The organism is Halomonas sp. LBP4, assembly GCF_003202205.1.
GTDB classification, from domain to species: Bacteria; Pseudomonadota; Gammaproteobacteria; order Pseudomonadales; family Halomonadaceae; genus Halomonas; species Halomonas flagellata.
Map to the genome: position 1 here is coordinate 1 of NZ_PDOG01000003.1, position 15,383 is coordinate 15,383.

The 15,383-nt window shown below is 61.2% G+C and carries 11 protein-coding genes and 3 pseudogenes; 10 read left to right on the top strand and 4 right to left on the bottom strand.

All coding sequences use genetic code 11. The annotated features are described in order from the left end of the window. The first annotated feature begins 434 nt into the window (after positions 1-434). Both tsaA and CR157_RS10450 read left to right on the top strand, forming a co-directional pair. On the top strand, positions 435-851 hold the full coding sequence (gene tsaA / locus CR157_RS10445) for a tRNA (N6-threonylcarbamoyladenosine(37)-N6)-methyltransferase TrmO (RefSeq protein ID WP_110284001.1): 417 nt from the start codon (positions 435-437) through the stop codon (positions 849-851). 140 nt (positions 852-991) lie between these two features. Then, positions 992-1,462: a DM13 domain-containing protein gene (locus CR157_RS10450; RefSeq protein WP_110283494.1), complete on the top strand. Its 471-nt coding sequence runs from the start codon at positions 992-994 to the stop codon at positions 1,460-1,462. 56 nt (positions 1,463-1,518) lie between these two features. Here the strand turns inward: CR157_RS10450 and CR157_RS10455 are convergent, their stop codons facing one another. Continuing rightward, positions 1,519-2,898, bottom strand: coding sequence for a sialidase family protein (locus tag CR157_RS10455; protein WP_110283495.1), 1,380 nt, complete (start codon positions 2,896-2,898; stop codon positions 1,519-1,521). 60 nt (positions 2,899-2,958) lie between these two features. Here CR157_RS10455 and CR157_RS10460 point away from each other — a divergent pair, with 60 nt between their 5' ends. The 5 genes and pseudogenes from CR157_RS10460 (at position 2,959) to CR157_RS10485 (ending at position 6,499) form a co-directional block, all read left to right on the top strand. Beyond that, entirely contained in the window at positions 2,959-3,438 is a 480-nt protein-coding gene (locus tag CR157_RS10460) for a hypothetical protein (protein ID WP_146218671.1), read from the top strand. Between the two features lie 296 nt (positions 3,439-3,734). Next, the gene (locus CR157_RS10465; protein WP_110283497.1) at positions 3,735-4,112 is read left to right on the top strand and encodes a cupin domain-containing protein; all 378 of its coding nucleotides are present in this window, start codon (positions 3,735-3,737) and stop codon (positions 4,110-4,112) included. A 181-nt stretch (positions 4,113-4,293) separates the two neighbouring features. After that, positions 4,294-4,663 (top strand): annotated as a pseudogene (locus CR157_RS23020) (tyrosine-type recombinase/integrase). A gap of 481 nt (positions 4,664-5,144) precedes the next feature. Beyond that, a complete protein-coding gene (locus CR157_RS10480; RefSeq protein ID WP_110283499.1) occupies positions 5,145-5,630 on the top strand; it encodes a VOC family protein in 486 nt (161 codons plus the stop codon). A 200-nt stretch (positions 5,631-5,830) separates the two neighbouring features. Beyond that, a complete protein-coding gene (locus CR157_RS10485) occupies positions 5,831-6,499 on the top strand; it encodes a glutathione S-transferase family protein (protein WP_110283500.1) in 669 nt (222 codons plus the stop codon). Positions 6,500-6,746: 247 nt separating this feature from the next. Here CR157_RS10485 and CR157_RS10490 read toward each other — a convergent pair whose 3' ends face one another. After that, a complete protein-coding gene (locus tag CR157_RS10490) occupies positions 6,747-7,481 on the bottom strand; it encodes a dienelactone hydrolase family protein (RefSeq protein WP_110283501.1) in 735 nt (244 codons plus the stop codon). 482 nt (positions 7,482-7,963) lie between these two features. On the opposite strand from CR157_RS10490, the gene CR157_RS10495 reads away from it, so the two are divergent. Next, positions 7,964-10,951 (top strand): CheR family methyltransferase, encoded by a 2,988-nt coding sequence (locus CR157_RS10495; RefSeq protein ID WP_110283502.1) that lies wholly within the window; start codon positions 7,964-7,966, stop codon positions 10,949-10,951. Between the two features lie 25 nt (positions 10,952-10,976). Then, positions 10,977-13,217, top strand: coding sequence for a putative bifunctional diguanylate cyclase/phosphodiesterase (locus tag CR157_RS10500; protein WP_110283503.1), 2,241 nt, complete (start codon positions 10,977-10,979; stop codon positions 13,215-13,217). Between the two features lie 505 nt (positions 13,218-13,722). Here the strand turns inward: CR157_RS10500 and CR157_RS23025 are convergent. Further along, positions 13,723-14,184 (bottom strand): annotated as a pseudogene (locus tag CR157_RS23025) (transposase); the annotation flags it as partial. 29 nt (positions 14,185-14,213) lie between these two features. Here CR157_RS23025 and CR157_RS23030 point away from each other — a divergent pair. Beyond that, entirely contained in the window at positions 14,214-14,492 is a 279-nt protein-coding gene (locus tag CR157_RS23030) for a hypothetical protein (protein WP_110283505.1), read from the top strand. Positions 14,493-14,819: 327 nt separating this feature from the next. On the opposite strand, the pseudogene CR157_RS10515 reads toward CR157_RS23030, so the two are convergent. Beyond that, positions 14,820-14,936 (bottom strand): annotated as a pseudogene (locus CR157_RS10515) (H-NS histone); the annotation flags it as partial. Positions 14,937-15,383: the final 447 nt, after the last annotated feature.

Sequence of the window (15,383 nt, forward strand, 5' to 3'; positions counted from 1 at the left end):
GCCGAGACCGGACCCGCGTTCATCCGGAGTACACGCCCGGCGCCCCTTAACTCAAGCATTATATCAGCACATGATGAAGGACCGCTTCTGGCCGATTTGCGACTATTATAATTGTCTGCATTAGTTTAATTTCTCCTGTGATTGCCGGTTCATGAGCCACAAGATTGCATTCCTCAGGCGCTCAAGCGCCGAAGCGTCGAACCGCCCTAATGGAATTACAAGGCCGGTGTTCAGCGCTGGTGTCAAGATCAGCGAAGCCGGCAATTCTCTCCCTCGATGTTCAGGGTGGTGGGGCGGTGGGGCAGCCAATCCAGCATTGCCGTGGTACGTGATCCGTACGCCCGCTAATGTGGGAGGAGGAGCGCGGTGAGGCGCCGTGCTATCTCAGCCACCGTGGCAACGAAAGTCGCGAGGCGCTTGAACAGCGACGGGACATGAACGAAAACCGCTACACGTTTGAACCCATTGGGGTGATACGTTCCCCGCTGACCAGTCGCAAGGAGGCGCCCCGCCAGGGAGATGAAGGGGCTCCGGAGGCGTGGCTGGAGCTTATCGCTCCGGTGGCGGAAGGACTTGACGGCATCACGGCCGGCGACGAGCTTATCGTCCTGACCTGGCTTCACCGCGCGCGCCGCGATGTGCTCAAGGTGCATCCACGCCGGAGGCGCGAGGCGTCGTTGATTGGCGTCTTCGCGACACGCTCGCCGGATCGCCCCAACCCCGTGGGGCTGCATCGGGTTGCGGTCCTGGAGGTCGCCGGGCAGAGGCTGAGGGTTGCGCCCATGGAGGCAATCGACGGGACACCGATCATCGACATCAAGCCTGTGCTCAGAAATATCGAGGAAAGGTGAAGTACCTGCTACTGATCGACCAGAACGAGACCGTCATGCTGGCCCTGCGCAAGATCAGGGATGGGCCAGATGCACGCCGCCTACCTGGCCTACATCGAGGCGATGTGCTGTATTGCTGACGGTGTTTGAGGGCTTTGCTGATGAAAAAAATTCTATTCCTCGTGGTTTCGCATGTGCTGGTTGGGGCGGTGGGGTTCGCCATTGGTATCTACACGCTACCCATCCTGATCGCGCCGCCGCCACCATCGGTGGAGGAGCTGGAGACGCTTAGCCAGCAGGCCGTATACACAGGGGAGTTCCAGCGTGACCTCGAGGGCAGCGATCTGCTGCACTGGGGGGAAGGTCGCGTATCGGTTGGACCCCAAAGCATCGTCTTCGTTGGCAAGCTCGCCCCGGGGCCAGACTACAAGCTGTACCTCTCGCCCGAGTTCGTCGAAACCGGGGCAGAGTTCGAGCGTCTCAGGGAGCACATGGTGCGGGTTGGCGACGTCAGGACCTTCGAGAATTTCCTCGTCGCCGTGCCCGAATCGGTGGATCCGGCGCGTTACAACACCGTCATCGTATGGTGCGAGTCGTTTGCACAGTTCATCACCGCCGCCCGCTATCGATAGTCGCCGGGCTTTCCCAGTCCGGTAGACACTCCGGCGCTCGAGCCAGTCGAATCCTGTCAGCGTTCGAGGTGTCCGCGAATCAACCGCACAAGACTCCTCTCGCCTGGCCGGAAGGTGCTGTTCACCACGGCAATGTCCCCGACATCGCTCACGGCAAGCTTGCGCATCAGCATCCCCTGCAGGCTGCCGTTGAATCCCGGATCCGACGCCCCGCTGTGCGGCACGATCTCCGCCGCAGCGAAGTGTTCACCGCCATCCGTTGAACGCGTCAAGCCGAGCCCTCGGGACCGATGGCCCGGACGGGGGAACAACTCCCAGAGCACATACAGGTGAGCGCCTGAAACCGCCAGCGACGGAAAGCCGACGCTGGCGAACCGTTCGGCATGCGCGCTGGAAATGTCCTCCGGCGCGCGGAAGCGCTCGCCGGCGCGTGCTCGCGTGTAGCGAATATGCGCCCGTTGCCAGGGGCCGTCCGGACTTTCGGCGTACACCAGGTGCACGATACCGTCGCCGTCCACCGCGAGTTTCGGCGCGTCCGCATGTCCACCGGTCGCGTCCACGGTACGGGGCGCCTCGAACGACTCGCCCCGGCTGTCGGAAACCGTGTAGCGAATATCGGCTGCCGGGTCCTCGCCGACGGTCCATGCCAGATGTACCCGTCCGTCGCCGTCCACGGCGATACTCGGCGCGCGGGCGGGGAGGTCGCCACCACCGGCGATATGCTTCGGCTCCGAGAAGGTGCGGCCGCCATCGCTGGAACGGCTGATCCGCAGCCTGCCTTCATACTCCGTCCAGGCCACCCAGACCTCCCCGTCGGGCCCTTCCGTCAGATCCAGGCTGCCGTTGTCCCAGCGCCGGGTGGTCAGTCGTCCCTTGCCTGCTCCGTTCTGCGTGTTGGAGAGATTGATCGGCGCGCTGAACGTCGCGCCGCCGTCTTGCGAACGGGCGAACAGGATCTCGCCGCCGTGCGTGCCACCAGAGAAGATGATCTCCTGCCAGAGCACGTAAACGCTGTCCGGTGTGTGGGCGGCCAAGACCACGCGCGGGAGCCAGGAGAACGTATCGGCGCTGCGCGATATGTTGGTCGGAGCATCGAGTTGCGGTTCGCCGTCGCGGTCGTAGCGCTGCAAGAACACCTCCTGCTGCGCCTGGTCGGCCCAGACGACCGCTGCCATGCCGTCCTCGTGCAACGCTACCGAAGCGTCATCCACGTAGCGGAAATCCGACGCGTTCATGCGCCAGGGGCCCCTGTGGGCCTCTCCGGTGGCCACCTCCAGGGCAGCGTGCCAGACGATGTCGGTGCTTTCCCCGGACTCGGCCAGCGGCGACAGTAACGCCAGCACCAGCGCGATGACAGCGCCGGCGGTGGCCGGCGGTATGCCGCGGCCACGCGAAGACGACACCATCGCCCGACACTGGTCCTGGTACTCCTGCATCGCTGCTTACCCGGCACGGAGTCAATGACTGTGGAGAATGAGGAGACCCTCATTTCTAGTATGATCGCATCGCCAAGGCGCTTCCCTGATCAGAACTCATCTGAGCGTGCTGGTTCAGCTCGGTTGCGGCCAGCACCTCGTCAGGCATTCGACACCCTGGAACGCGACCGCCTGGCCCGCGAGCTGACCATCAACCCCTGGCCCGCCAACCAGAACCACGCCCGCAAGCTGATCTACTACGAGACCTCGCGGGTGCGCCAGCGCATCAACGGCGAGGAGCCCTTCGAGCCCTGGGCGGCGGGTCAGCCAAAGGTGCCAGCCCCCTGCGACTTTTTTTCTCCGGATTCGGCGACGCAAGCCGAATCATCATTTAGTAATCTGAGTGTTAATGAATGTTTCAACTCGGATTCCAATGTTGTCCCGATGGAGACGCTGCGGCATGCGACCGCCAGGAAGGGGGGCGGTGAGCTATACTTCCCGGTGGTAGCGTGCCTGATCGGAAATTTCGGCCCGCGCTTGGCAGTGCAACGGTTTTCGTAGGAGCGCAGATTCTCTGCGCGATTGATTGGTCCAAGACGACCCAGCTCTGGTTGTAGCACTGGTTTTTGTAGGAGCCCGATTTATCGGGTGAAAGGAGGCTGACGTCCCGGCGCGGCCGTTCCGCAAAATGCTGCCGAGGTGTTCTTAATGGCATGATAAATCAGTGGGTTGCGATTGTCTGGGTAGGCGCGTTTATTGACTTGAATGTGCCGGCACGATAAGCCAATCATGGAACGCGCAGTCTAATCACTCTTAGGGCTGATAAATCAACACACGCAGCAATGAGGTGACTAAATATGACGTATTTTCAGAATCTGGATCAAATCGTCGCATCCCTCGAGGCTGATGAATATACGAAGAGCGACCCCATTAAGAGAACTTTTGTTTTCGACGGAGAGCATCTGACAGCGAATGTTGGCGTGGTCAGCGATAGCGGAAATGCACTTCACACCCAAAAAGACCATGATGAATTGCTCGTCATTATTGAAGGCAATGTGGACTTTAAGGTCGGTGAAGAAACAAAGAATGTAAAAAAGGGTGATCTTGTGTTCATTCCCAAGGCTACACTCCACGGCCCAATTTTAAAGGAAGGGCAAAGTTTTGCGGCTCTTTCAGTTTTTGCTCCTCACTTTGACCGAACGAAGAATAACATTCAATGGGACAAAGAATCTTAAACATTTACCTGACGTAAAGGCCCCTAACGAGGGCATGCAGTCGGACGCGGCGTTGCCGCCGCGCCGCGGATTTGAGGTATCGCCGGTGGTGCCGAAGGTACCGCAGCGGATTCCGGAACTGCTGACTCGCGACGACGTCCGGCGGATCCTGGCCGCATGCCACAACCCCAAGCATCGCATGATGTTCGAACGGTGCTACGGCTGCGGACTGCGCGTGAGCGAGGTCTGCCACCTGCGGGTCAGGGACATCGACGGCCAGCGCGGCCAGCTCCGTGTGGCGCAGGGCAAGGGGGCGAAGGATCGAATGGTCCTGCTACCGGCGACCCTGCTGCCAGGCCGGGGTCGAGCGGATCGGTGGCATCCACAGCCTGCGCCATGCCTACGCCACGCATGTCCTGGAACAGGGTCTGCCCGTCCATCAGCTCCAACGGCTGCTGGGCCACCGCAGCGTCCAGTCGACGATGCGCTACATGCACTGGCTGCCGGGCCAGCAGGGGGCGAGTCAGGGGCATATCGACCTGGTGGCCGCCCTGGAGGTGGCCCATGACTGAGCCCGCCACCCTCCAACAGGCCCTAGCCCGCTTTCTCAACCCGGCCGGCCTCGATCGCCAGCGCCAACGCGTGTGCCACCACCCAACCACAGGGCGCAACGCTATCGAGCATGATGTAACGCCATACCAACACAACGGACTCGGCTATCCGGCCCGGTCGCGGGCCGCGGCGGCGATCGTCCCGGCGATGGATTTTGACCAGCAGGCGCGCTACGTTGGGGTAAATTGGGCCCGGAGGAGACTGGGATCATGACCCACATCACTGCCGCCCGAACGCGTCACCACAGATCCGTGCGCACGCGACCTGATGCTTCAGGCCGCACTCCGGCAAATACAATACCCTATAGAAGCTGTATAGCAGCCTGATGGGCGGCTTGGTCCAACAGGCATTTATCCGCCATGCTCCGCACGGCGAATAAATGCTGAACAGTTCGGCGTTGCAGGCCCGGTGTCGGGCAGCTCATCTCAATGGAGGAGTGATATGGTAAAACCCGCGAAGAACACGATTTGCCTTTGGTACGATGGCGACGCCGAGGAGGCGGCGCGGTTTTACGCCAAGACCTTCCCCAATTCGTCCGTCGGCACCACGCACCGCGCCCCGGGAGACTTTCCGTCGGGGAAGCAAGGGGACGTGTTGACTGTCTGGTTCACCGTGATGGGGATTCCGTGCTTGGGGCTCAACGGCGGCCCCGCGTTCAAGCACAACGAAGCGTTCTCGTTTCAAGTCGCAACCGCTGACCAAGCCGAAACGGATCGCTACTGGGATGCAATCGTGGCCAACGGTGGCCAGGAGAGCGCGTGCGGCTGGTGCAAGGACAAATGGGGACTGTCCTGGCAGATCACGCCGATCGCCCTGACTGAAGCGATCACCGATCCCGATCCGGCTGCCGCCAAGCGCGCATTCGATGCGATGATGCAGATGACAAAGATCGACATCGCGGCGATTGAGGCGGCGCGTCGAGGTTGAGGTCGATCTCGTCTCCGAGTCGTCTTTGCCCATCGTAGAACGAGAAAACTCTAGACAATGCGTTCAAGCCGATGCCACTTCGCGGCGCGGCTTAACTCAAGCGTTAGGCTCACAGCTGGCTATCTGTGGGAGTTGTCGATTTTGTATTGCGGCATTCGACTAATGAAGGCAGCAGCAATGTGCGCAACTGGAGTTTTCGAATGATACCGACCATCACCGCCTTTGAACAGTCGCCTGATCGCGGCCAGGGGCTGGCACGTGACATGCCCGTGCGCTGGGCTCTTGAGGAAGTCGGCCAGCCTTATGACGTTCGTCTGGTTTCATTTAGTGCAATGAAGGAAGCCACTCATCGTGCGCTTCATCCTTTCGGACAAATACCGACCTATGAAGAAGGCGACCTCGCCTTGTTCGAGTCGGGTGCGATCGTGTTCCATATCGCCGAGCGCCATCCAGGCCTCCTGCCACATGATGCGAATGCCCGGGCGCGCGCGATTACGTGGATGTTCGCTGCGCTCAGCACGGTGGAGCCACCGATCGTTCAGCGTGAAATCGCCAGGTACTTGGAATACGACGAGGCTTGGTATGAGCAGCGTCTACCTATCCTCGAGGATCGCATCCATGGCCGGCTGGACGAGCTATCTAATCGACTTGGGGGCGCTGACTGGCTCGACGATGCATTTAGCGCTGGAGACCTCCTAATGGTGCAGGTGCTGCGAAGACTGAACGGATCGAGTTTGATTGAGGACTATCCGAACCTCTGCGCCTATGTCGCCCGCGGCGAAGCGCGGCCGGCCTTTATGCGTGCTTTTGACGCTCAGTTGGCGGTTTTCACTGGCAAGCCGTCCGGCCGGTCGGAAGGAAAGGAGTGAGTCCAACTTCGGGGTGCAACAAGAACAAGACGCCTAACTCCAGCATGGGGCGCGACGGCTGTTTCTCAGCCGCGCCTCATACTTTCCGTTACATCATGACTTGCTGAAAGACCGCTTCTGGCCGAGAGAAGGTATAAGTTGGGTAATCGGGGACGGGTTCCCATTTACCTTCCTCAAAGGCGGGTTTTGCCCCCGCCATCGCGGCCCCATACAGCGGGACCGCTGATGAAAAGCGGGGAAGGTCCCGTTACAGCGTCTCTTCCAGGAACATGGCGAGCCGCTTGTGATGCAGGGCGTCGGCGGTCGCGTCGTAGGCGGGGGCGTCCTTGGCCGTGAAGCCGTGGGCTGCACCCTTGTAGAGCTCCGTGGTGAAGTGCACGCCAGCCTTGGCCAGCGCCTCATCCATGCGGGCGATCTGCTCGGGGGGCAGCAGCTCATCCTTGTCGGCGTGGCCGAGATAGACACGCCCCTCGACGGTGCCGACCACGTGGACTGGGCTGTACGGGTCGTCCGCGTCCGCCAGCCGGGCCGAGTGAAAGCCGGCGGCGACGCGGTCGGGGTGTTCGGCCGCCATGCGCAACGCGAAGGCGCCAGTCATGCAGTAGCCGACCACGCCCAACTTGCCATCCGCGAACTCGGCCTCGCCATCGATGCAGTCGAGGAGGGCGGCGAAATCTCGGGATTGCGCTTCGGGCGTCAGGTGGCCGGCATACTCGAACAGCGTCGGACGCACATCCGGATCGCGGAAGGACTTGCCCTCCGGCACGACGGGGCCGCTCGCATTGCGGTAATAGACGTTGGGCATCAACACGGCATAGCCGTTGTCTGCTATCTGCTGAGCCTTCTCGTGATAGCAGGGGCGCAGGCCGCCGATATCGGTGAACAGCACCACGGCTGGCAGTGGGCCATCGGCGCCCCCGGGCGTGAAGACATGGGCGTCGATGGTGCCGTCGGCGGCAGGAATGTCGATAGCGCGAGACATGAGCGGGCTCCGGGGTGTCGATGGGGATGTATGTCGTCAGGGACGAATGTCACCAAAGGCGTATCTAATCAGAGACAGGCCCTGTTGACGAGGTCGTTACTCTTTCGCCCCGATGGTCATCCGCAGCGCCTGGAGCCCGCCGAGCTAAAGCCGCGGGGCAATGAGGAGTAGACTCCAGTGGCTCGGCAGGCCTCATGGACGAAGCGAGCCCCACCGTAGAAGGCTTCCAGGGCGCCGGTTTCACGGATTCAGGAACATGTATGGTGAAAACATTGTCAACTCGATTGAACCCGCCTAATTCACCGGGCTGATGCGGAAAAGAAGATGGTCAGTAGGTTCTCTTTTAGAATCAGGATCTTCCAGACAGAGCGCGACTCAAGAGGCCTGCTTGCCATGGGCGAAAGACGATCCCGTGAATGAGACGGGATAAGATAAACTGTGAGGAGATGAGAGACTAAAACCCCTTCGTCCGAGATCAGCCCATGCCGCCATCGAACACTCATTCCCCCGCGGACGCCTTACCGGTCGTCGGTATCGGGGGGTCAGCCGGATCTCTCCAGCCCCTTAGATCCTTCCTGGCCAATCTGCCTGCCGACACGGGAGCCGCGTATGTCATCGTCACCCACCATCCCAGTGGCGAGCGCAGCCTTTTGCCTGAAATCCTCGGTCCACAAACGGCCATGCCCGTCCAGATGGTCGCGGAGGGAGAACCCCTCTTGCCGAACCGGGTCTATGTAGCGCTGCCGGATGACGGCTGGATCTTTTACCGGGGTCAACTGGTCCGGTCTCGGAAGCCTCAGGAACATCCGGTGACCCACCTGCCGGTGGCGGTGCGGCGGTCCGGCCCGCCTCATTCCATCGACGCTTTTTTTCGCTCCCTGGCGGAGGAGGCGGGACATCGGGCCCTCGCGATTGTCCTGTCCGGAACGGGCAGCGATGGCACCTTAGGAATTCAGGTCGTCAAGTCCCTGTCCGGTATGGTCATGGCCCAGGACCCGGATACCGCCGAGTTTGGGGATATGCCTGCTAATGCCATCGCGACCGGCCAGGTGGACTACGTGCTGCCTCCGGCGGATATGCCGGCCACCTTGACCGGCTATCTCCGCTCGCAAGTCCATCGCCAGGCAGCTCTGTCAGGCCATCAGCCGGCGATCCCACCAGGTCTCATGAGCCAGATCCTGAGCCGGGTGAGGCATTGTACCGGTCACGATTTTTCGGGTTACAAGGCCAGCACGCTGACTCGGCGCCTGGAGCGGCGCATGGACCTGCGGCAAATTCCCGATCCTCAGGCGTACCTGGACTACCTGCAATCCCATCCCGAGGAGGTCAACCTCCTGTTCCAGGAGTTCCTAATCAGTGTCACTAACTTCTTCCGGGACCCCCCGGTCTGGACCGCGCTAGGTAAGACGCTGTTGCCGGCGATGCTGCAACAGGCGGCCCGGACGGGACAGGAGTTCCGAGCCTGGGTAGCGGGCTGTGCCACCGGCGAGGAGGCCTTCACCCTGGCCATCCTCATCCGGGAATGCCTGATTGACTGGGAGCAGGTTCCGGAGGTCAGGATCTTCGCCACCGATGTGGATCAGGCGGCCATCGAAGCGGCCCGAAAGGGGCGCTATCCGGCCGGCATCGCCCAGGATCTGCCCGAGTCGTACCTGCGGCGGTATTTCTCTGCCGAAAACGACACCTACCGGATCAGCCGGGAGGAGGTGCGGGACATGGTGGTATTCGCCGAGCACAACGCCCTTCAGGACCCGCCATTCACCGGCATGGACCTCGTTACCTGTCGCAACCTTCTGATCTATCTAGAACGGGATCGTCAGGAGCGCCTCCTGGGTGTATTCCGCTACGCCCTGCGCAGTCACGGGCTGCTGCTGCTGGGACCCTCAGAGAGCATGGACCACCAGAGCGAGGCCTTCTCCGTGGTGGACAAGGAGGCCCGGATCTACCGGGTGGCCGAGGGCTCCTTGGCAACCCGTTTGCCGGTGATGCCGGGCCCCAGCCGTTTCCGCCGACTGCCCTACGAGGCGCTCACCGAGAGTCCGGCAGTGGGGTCCGTTGACAGCCTCTCCCACAGCGTGGAACGCCTTATCGCGCTGCAGTTTGCTCCGCCGGCGGTGGTCGTCAACGACCGCGGGGAGGTAGTGTACGTCCACGGGCGAATCGGCAAATTCCTGGAGCCCGCCAGCGGTCCCACCCGAAATCGGCTGCTGGAGATGGCACGCCCGGGGCTGCGAGCGCCGCTGAGTCAGGCGTTGCAGAGGGCGTCGGGTGGTGATGCCGATCACGTCAGCCGGGAGGTTCAGGTCCAGACCAATGGCGATACCGAACCGGTTCGACTGGAGGTCCAACGGATTCGGATGCCCACCGCCCTAGTAGGATTCTATCTGGTGGCCTTTCATCCGGTCCCCGATGCAGGCCCGGCGAGCGGGTCCGTCGAGGCACGCGACCCAGCCATCAATATTGAGGGCACAGTCAGCGACAACGGCGATACCGAGGCTCGTCTGAAGCGTGAGCTGGAGGCACTGCGTCAAGACAAGCAAGTGGCGGTGGAAGAGATGCGTGCTGCCAACGAGGAGCTCCAGTCAATGAACGAAGAGCTCCAGTCCATGAACGAAGAGCACCAGTCCATGAACGAGGAGCACCAGAGCAGCAACGAGGAGCTGGAAGCCGCCAAGGAGGAAGTCGAATCCCTCAACCAGGAGCTGCGCAGCGTCAACGCGGAGTTACGAAATCGCGTCGATAATCTCACCGAGGTCAATGATGACCTCAAGAATCTCCTGGACAGTTCCCACCTCGCCACCCTCTTTCTCGACGAGGCCCTTAATATCAAACGGTTCACCCCGGCTGTGCAGGTTCTGATTGCCGTGCGCCCGACCGACATTGGCCGGCCGCTGAGTGAGCTGACCACCAGGTTGCGCTACGACACTCTCCTGGCGGACGCCGAGGCGGTTCTGGACACCCTGGTCCCCAAAGAGGTGAAAGTGCAGACGCAAAGCGGCCACTGGTATCTGCTGCGCATCCAGCCCTACCGCAGCACACGGAATGTTATCCGGGGGGTAGTCTGCACCTTCCAGGACATACAGGTCGCCCAAGGCGTGGCGCGTGGTGAGGCGTTTTTCCGGGCGGTCGTGGACACCGTTCGCGAGCCACTGCTGGTGCTCGACTCTGATCTGCGGGTGGTGTCTGCCAACGATGGCTTCTATCGCACCTTTCCCTTGACCCCGGAGGCGGTGGAGGGCAACAGTCTGTTCGACCTGGCCGATGGGCAGTGGGATAATCCGGAATTGAGGGCCTGCCTCCTAGAGGTCTTGCCGCGACAGCAGGCTTTCCGCGATTTCGAGCTGAGCGTGGCTGTCGGGGATCCGGAGCCGGCTCACTTGTGGTTGAACGCCCGCCGCCTAGAGTTAGAAGAGGGCACGGCAATGATCCTGCTCGCCATGGACAGACAAAGGTCGGCGCCTGAGCCCTAGGAACGCGTCGAAAGGAGTTCCGAATATGGACAGTAACGATTCGCAGCCTCTTTCACCGAGGGGCCTGCGAGAAATGGCTCGCCGTCGCCTGCGTCAAGGCTTGACGGATGTTTCCAGTTGTACCGTTGAGTATACCCAGTCCCTGGTATCCGAGCTGGAGCTGCACCAGGAAGAGCTGCGAATCCAGAACGAGGAGCTGCAACAGGCGCGAGACCGGTTGGAAATCGCCCGGGAAATCGCTCAGACCCGCTATCGCGACCTGTTCGAGAGAGCTCCGATGGGCTATCTCCTCCTGGATACCAAAGGGCGCATCCAAGAGGCCAATCGGGCCGCCAACTCCTTGCTCGCCCCGGGAACCGATCTGGTGGGCCATGACCTGTCCGCCTTTGTGGCCGCCGAATCCCAGAATGCGCTTCACCTCCACCGCCGCGCACTCGCCGCCAGGAAGACCTCTCAGGCCGTCGATCTGACCCTGGCAGTAGATGATAATGCCCCGCGCATAGTGCGGATGGAGAGCGTGGCGGAGCCCGCCACGGACTCTGGTGCCGCTTGGTTCCGCTGTGCCCTGATGGATATCACGGAACGCCGACGGGTGGAGGACCAACTCCGAATCGCTGGCCGAGTGTATGAGGATGCCGGGGATGCCATCGTAGTGATGGACCCTACCGGTCGTATCCAGTCCGTCAACAAGGCCTACATCCGGATTACCGGTTATGTTGAAAACGATGTGCTGGGAACGAGCCTAAACAGCCTGGTCAAAACGGATCACCACGGCCAAGCCTCATACAAAGAGATTTGGGAGAATCTCAACAAGCGGGGCTTCTGGCAGGGGGAGATATGGGACCGCCGCAAGAGCGGCGAGGAATTCCCGGCATGGCTGACCCTCAATCGCCTCGACGACGACCAGGAGAAGCCCCGAAATTTAGTGGCTGTCTTCTCGGATATCAGTCAAATCAAGGCCTCTCAGCGCAAGATCGAGTACCTCGCTAGCCACGATGTTTTGACCGGACTGCCCAACCGCAGCCTGTTCCAGGACCGAGCCCACCAGGCCCTTGCCCAGGCCCGTCGCAACGGAAGTCAGATGGCCCTTATGTTCCTGGATCTGGACCATTTCAAGGACATCAATGACACCCTCGGCCACGAGATGGGAGATGCACTGCTGGTACAAGTGGCCGCCCAGCTTCGGGAGTGGCTGCGAGATGTGGACACGGTTGCGCGAATAGGCGGTGACGAATTCACGGTGGTATTCACCGACTGTGATGTCCGAAAGACTGGGTTAATCGCCCAGCACCTGGTGGATCGCCTCGCCGGCACTTTCGAGGTCCGAGGCAGACACCTGCACTGCACCGCCAGCGCCGGCCTGGCCTTGTACCCAGGGGACGGCGATGACGTGGACACCCTGTGCCAAGCCGCCGACATGGCCATGTGTCTCGCCAAGGAGAGTGGTCGTAATCGGCTGCGGTTATATGAATCGGGGCTGCAGGAGCGCCTCCTAGAGGACCGAGCGCTCGGGGAGGCGTTGCGCCGGGCCCTCAGCCACGAAGAGCTGCGCCTGGTGTATCAGCCCCAGTTCGACGCGAGTGACCCCGATCGACTCGTGGGGGCCGAGGCCCTGCTGCGCTGGGAGGATCCCGAGAAGGGGGAGATCAGCCCGGTGCGGTTCATCCCGATCGCCGAGAGAACCGACCTGATTACGGAGCTGGGCCAGCGGGTGGTGGCGCTCCTGTGCGAGCAGGTGGGCGCCTGGCGGGCCGCCGGACTCGTTCCGCCCCCCATCTCCTTCAATGTCTCGCCCAAGGACTTTCGAGGGGGGCAATTCACCTCGGAGCTGTTCAGGTCCATGGCCCGGCACGGGGTTACGGCGGACCAGCTTCAGGTCGAACTCACCGAGAGCACGCTCACCGAGCACTCCGATATCGTCAGCCAGGAAATCCAGCGGCTTCACGCGAAGGGAATCGAACTGGCCATTGACGATTTTGGGACGGGCTACTCCTCGCTGGTCAACCTCAAGCGGCTTCCCCTGGCCGAGCTCAAGATCGATAAATCCTTCGTGGACGGCCTGGGCGACAACGAGCACGACGAGGCCATCGGCCGGGCCAGCCTCGCCATGGCCCAGGCATTCGGGCTGAGGACCGTGGCCGAGGGCGTCGAGAGCCAAGAGCAGTTGGCCTGGCTGCAGGCGCATGCCTGTGACCGAATCCAGGGGCTTCTTCTCTCTCGTCCCCTGGAAGCCAACGCCTTTCAGGCCATGCTTTGTGATATCTAAAATGCGACACAGGGGACAGGTCTCCCGATAGATGAATAGTTCTCTCCCATGAATGAGACAGGTTGAAAAGTCATGGACGGCTACACCTGGCGGGCTAGATTCACTAGACTATAGCTATTCCTATCTATTGGAGGGAATTCATGTAATTAACAAGGGCAAGGCGGTTTTCATTGATAAGACAATGGTGGATGTGAACACCAAAACGATAAGTCCAGACGATCCTGGCGTGGAAAGATCGACAGACTTTTTCATAAAGTCAGCTTCCTTTATAGGACCTGAATCCGTGATGCTGCCGCAGACACTCTTCCTATCCCCCCCAACGAGCATTTTTTGAGCACTCGGACCGCATATCGATGGATGCGCTGGTCCGATATCTCCAAAAATTCCCGTGCCGATCGGTCCAGATGACTCGATTTTTCCCGCTTTTCCTTCTGCCGGGCACGGCTAGGGCGGCGGCCGGTAGTCGCCACTCGCGCACTGCCTGGGGGTAGTCTCCGGGAGGCGGTCAACATGGCGAACCTCGCGGGTAACGCAGTCGGGTCCGCAGGGTGTTCAGCACCGTCATGCATCCGATGTCCTGGCCGAAGTCGAGAATGATCTGCCTCGCCTTGTGGATAACCAGAGCGGCACGATGAACGAGTTCTTGCAGCACCGTGCGTAGCCGGCGCCGATTGGCCGGATGGCGGACCGGACTCAGCTCGCCGGTCATGCCCAGCTGCCCCATCAGCCGGAGGATGTTGTAGGCCAACTGCGCCAGGTGCAGGATCAGGTCGTTGGTGGCGAACTTGCCCGACGGCAAGCGCTCCAGGTCGAGATCGGTCTTGATTTCGCTGTGGAACTGCTCATGGGTCGCATGAGCCTGGTAGTGCTGGATGACCGCCTCAGGGGGCTCATCCAGGCTGGTCCACCAGCCTTCCAACTCATAGTCCGGAGCCAGCAGGAGTTGGCCATCGGGCTCAACGTCGCGGTGCTCGGCACCTTCTGCAGGGTCAGCAGTTGCTGGAAGGGCTTGTCGCGGCGGAAGTTCTCGATGGCGTCATAGTCGCTCATGCCCAGGCACAGCAGGCCCAGGTAGCTCTTGACCACGTCGCTGGTGCGCATGCCCAGCGTGGTAGGGAAGCGGCCGTCGATGCTATCGACGCCGGCGATCTCGAAACACTGACCGATGATCGACAGCCCGGCATGGCTGGTGAGGGTGCGGCGACTGGCGCGGAATTTGATGTTAGGCATGGGGCGGTCTGGGTGAACGGTAATTCCAGCTATATTGCCATGTAGGTCAGTGGGTTAGAAGGCTTCCAGGGCGCCGGTTTCACGGATTCAGGTAAGAATATGCTGAACGTCAGCTTCTGGCCGAGGCTGTGTGAAAACGCTTGGAGCGTCTCGGGTCGGTCAAAAATTGATCAGGAATGGTGCTCTCTCGCGCATTCTGAGGCAGTTGCAAGGAAAATTCTCTCCAGATTTCGCGTACAAGCACCATCTTCAGGAGAGCCGAGTAGTTTTCACACAGCCTGGGCCGAAGGCAGCCATTCAATTGAAACCTCCTTTCCCCCCATACCATGACCCAGCGCAGCCTTGCCGCGCTGGGTTCATCCTTCCTTGAGTTCAGGCTTCAGTCCTGACCAGCCACTCTTCCGCGGTTTCAGCGCCGTGCTCGTCCTTCCACGCCTTCAGGGTCTTCTGATTGCCGCCGCGGGTCTCGACCACTTCGCCGGTGTTGGGCACGACACCGACGCCTGACGGCGCCCCCGGCGCGAGGTGCTGTGCGAAGATCCGCACACCGCTACAGCTGCCCCGTGCGAGATCCCGGCCCGGCCCCGCCAATGTTGCCTCGACCAAGGTCGAATGACATTATCACAACCACATGAAATACCTGACATTTCAACAAGATGGCATGGCCATTGCCTTGTCATGGGTGTTGATGCCACCCCGGCCTGGATCGCGGCAAATCCCGCAACCGGTGACCATACTGGGGGACGACGGCATGCAGCCCCGGGGCACGACAGCCCGGGCAAATGACAAGAGCACAACCGCATACAGGAGACACGCCATGCGCAACGCAACCTCACGGATCCTCACCGGCACCCTGGCCGGCGCCCTGCTGGTCGCGGCCTCGGCCCACGCCGACCGCTCCGAATGGCCGGACAACTTCACCGTGGGCACCGCCAG

What these genes read in the sequence shown, in the direction of transcription:
- tsaA (WP_110284001.1), top strand. Translation starts at nt 435, where the DNA reads ATGAACGAAAACCGCTACACGTTTGAACCCATTGGGGTGATACGTTCC.
- CR157_RS10450 (WP_110283494.1), top strand. Translation starts at nt 992, where the DNA reads ATGAAAAAAATTCTATTCCTCGTGGTTTCGCATGTGCTGGTTGGGGCG.
- CR157_RS10455 (WP_110283495.1), bottom strand. Translation starts at nt 2,898, where the DNA reads ATGCAGGAGTACCAGGACCAGTGTCGGGCGATGGTGTCGTCTTCGCGT.
- CR157_RS10460 (WP_146218671.1), top strand. Translation starts at nt 2,959, where the DNA reads ATGATCGCATCGCCAAGGCGCTTCCCTGATCAGAACTCATCTGAGCGT.
- CR157_RS10465 (WP_110283497.1), top strand. Translation starts at nt 3,735, where the DNA reads ATGACGTATTTTCAGAATCTGGATCAAATCGTCGCATCCCTCGAGGCT.
- CR157_RS10480 (WP_110283499.1), top strand. Translation starts at nt 5,145, where the DNA reads ATGGTAAAACCCGCGAAGAACACGATTTGCCTTTGGTACGATGGCGAC.
- CR157_RS10485 (WP_110283500.1), top strand. Translation starts at nt 5,831, where the DNA reads ATGATACCGACCATCACCGCCTTTGAACAGTCGCCTGATCGCGGCCAG.
- CR157_RS10490 (WP_110283501.1), bottom strand. Translation starts at nt 7,481, where the DNA reads ATGTCTCGCGCTATCGACATTCCTGCCGCCGACGGCACCATCGACGCC.
- CR157_RS10495 (WP_110283502.1), top strand. Translation starts at nt 7,964, where the DNA reads ATGCCGCCATCGAACACTCATTCCCCCGCGGACGCCTTACCGGTCGTC.
- CR157_RS10500 (WP_110283503.1), top strand. Translation starts at nt 10,977, where the DNA reads ATGGACAGTAACGATTCGCAGCCTCTTTCACCGAGGGGCCTGCGAGAA.